General features: G+C 43.3%; 4 protein-coding genes. 2 read left to right on the forward strand and 2 right to left on the reverse strand.

Going from position 1 to position 2,459, the window contains the following annotated elements:
* The first annotated feature begins 112 nt into the window (after positions 1 to 112).
* Complete coding sequence (locus tag COY37_RS06370) at positions 113 to 304, forward strand: hypothetical protein (RefSeq protein ID WP_286976827.1); 192 nt, start codon at positions 113 to 115, stop codon at positions 302 to 304.
* A gap of 189 nt (positions 305 to 493) precedes the next feature.
* Here the strand turns inward: COY37_RS06370 and COY37_RS06375 are convergent, their stop codons facing one another.
* Both COY37_RS06375 and COY37_RS06380 read right to left on the reverse strand, forming a co-directional pair.
* On the reverse strand, positions 494 to 1,078 hold the full coding sequence (locus tag COY37_RS06375) for a hypothetical protein (RefSeq protein ID WP_286976830.1): 585 nt from the start codon (positions 1,076 to 1,078) through the stop codon (positions 494 to 496).
* Between the two features lie 56 nt (positions 1,079 to 1,134).
* A complete protein-coding gene (locus COY37_RS06380) occupies positions 1,135 to 1,812 on the reverse strand; it encodes a hypothetical protein (RefSeq protein WP_286976833.1) in 678 nt (225 codons plus the stop codon).
* 468 nt (positions 1,813 to 2,280) lie between these two features.
* Here COY37_RS06380 and COY37_RS11860 point away from each other — a divergent pair.
* Positions 2,281 to 2,459 (forward strand): transposase (locus tag COY37_RS11860; RefSeq protein ID WP_353683005.1); only part of this gene is annotated, 179 nt, incomplete at its 3' end.

The raw sequence follows: 2,459 nt of genomic DNA on the forward strand, positions 1-2,459 counted from the left end.
CGGCTCTTTATCTATAAGGATTCGCTTATTTTGCAAAATTCTACCGGCAAGACTTGTTGGTGCCGTATTAAGAATTACCAGATCAAGCTCACTTAGAACAGAAGGATTAGCCATGAAGAAACCAATCGATGTAAGTGAAGCCAAAGCTAACTGCTATGAGGGCTATAAGACAGGGACCGAGCCCGTAAGAAGGATGTTTAATCAAGCTTTTATCAAAAAGGTCTACATAAAAGGCAAAAAGGCCAGCAATTATGAATTCGCTGAGCCCTATTGCTGCCCTAAGTGGACGCTATTCAAACTTTGAGTTGTTGGAGAAGTTGGCGAAGCATATTTCTGAGCTGGGATAAACGACTAACACACCGTTATTTCGGAAGTAACTAAGGGCATTGATTAAATCAACGCCCTTAGTTAGGTAATCCATGCAAGGCATAAAATCAGGAAAGTTTCGCAAAAGAACCTAAAAAAATGAAGGCAGGTTCCCTATCAATATTTCCTAATTTTTACTAGCACTTGCTTGGGGGAGTTCTTTAAAAAAGGCGTCTGGCCAATCAACTGGGCCGGTTGACATACCAAGAAGTTCCCCGGTCTTTGCATCATACTTCAACATTTCCCATTTAGCGGGTGGGAAGTTGCTATCGCCAGGACTGCTACGCCATGTTTGTTCAAATTCACCGCCTAAGACAACCACCCAAATTTCTTTATCGTCATCAAGCTCAAGATTCTTAACGGGTCTACCCATTAGCATTGCTTGGCGACGCCTAAACTCGCCCTCGGTCATTAGAACTGCTTCTTCATGTCCAGATAGCTTATCATTCTTTCCAAGTGCTTTTGCTGCTGTAGCTTTGTCAAGTATCCCTTCTTTCGACATGTATGGGCCACCGGTTGCCATACGCGGATTTGCGGGTGGTGTAGCTTTCGCCGCAATCTCTGCTGGATCGTGCTTTAGCTCACTCACAACTGTTATGTCACCGACAGCTTTTTGAGGATGTGCGTTTAATGCTATTAAAACCCCTGCTGATAAAGCGCCCATGATTACCAAGATCACTAAACCTGACAGGACTTTCCTAGAAATTTTCATATTAACCCCCATGGTTTCATCAACTGATAGGCTTCTAGTAGTAGTTTCGCTTTAAATTATCGCCAATCATCACCGAGGTAGTATACATTGTTACGCCAGGCCCAACTATATGGGCTGTTTGATTCTTTACGAATGGCACCATATGACCATCTAAGCCAATTTCCCGAAGATTTATACTCCATATAGGACGGATAGGTATGGCCCAATGCCTGATCGTTCCTACTTGATTCTAAGCCAACTTGCATTTTCTTTGAAGGCCAAGCCTGTTGAAACTGAAATACTTGAGTAGAGTCAATATAGCCATAGTATCCTTGATAGCCACTTACATAATCTGGAACCACCTCAAAGCTGTGATTCGTCCCATTCGATCCAGGCGCAACAGAAGTGACTTTGCCTATATCCCACCAGTTATCCTTTGTCATTCTTTCCCAGTAAAAACCGTTCCAATCTTCACCTTTTAGATATCCGTGCCAGTAACCTACTCCTACAAATGCTAAATTAGGATATGAATAGCCGTTGGTACCGTCAGTCCAAAACCATAACGTGTGATTATTATGGTTTCCACTCAACGAACCAGGATCTGGGTACCAGAGCTGTGCCCATTCTACGTAACCACCACCGAAACTATCGCTTGCATTTACATAACCGGCTGCATGGTAAGAAGCAAATGCTGTTCCTACTTGCACTGTTGCGATCATAACTAAGATAAGCACTAACAACACTATTTTCCTCATTAATCCTCCTCTTTTTGATAACGTAGTGGTCTGTGGCATCACTATTGGTACTATTCCTAAGTCACAGTTCACCTCCTTGCTCTCCGAGTATGTTATTTATTTTATGTGTACTCTATTAATATAACAAGTACTCTTGTTAATATTTATTTATAGTATTATCGTCGAGTTCACTGAAAGTTATTTTGAGAAATAGCGGACGTTCCGGTTGCTCAATTTATAAGGTCTAAGAAATAATTGTCCAACGGTTACTTAGCCCACATTTACCATCTTTCTCCTCCAAAACCACTTTTTGCCCCCATTAAAAGCTAAAAGCCCAGTTGGTTGTGAGTGGTATGGTGAAAGTCGCTTGTGTAGTGCCATAATGTTGGTTTTACTACGGATATTAGAAACTGAGCATGCCCCCACCGTAGTTGAAATTTGAACCGCCCCGGGTATAATGGAGGCTCCTAAGCTACCAAAAGGAGAGTTATGCCAACACCAAACAAGTACCCGAAAGAGTTCCGAGAAAGAGCCGTACGGATGGTTGCCGAGTTAGATGAACCAGGAGCGCTTCGACGCGTTAGCGAGAAGCTCGGCGTTAACCGGGAGACCGTCAGATATTGGGTCAAAAACGCCCCGGCAAGCAGAGGCGGCAAGCGCGGCCTGTC

Source organism: Candidatus Aquicultor secundus (genome assembly GCF_002791875.1).
GTDB lineage: Bacteria > Actinomycetota > Aquicultoria > Aquicultorales > Aquicultoraceae > Aquicultor_A > Aquicultor_A secundus.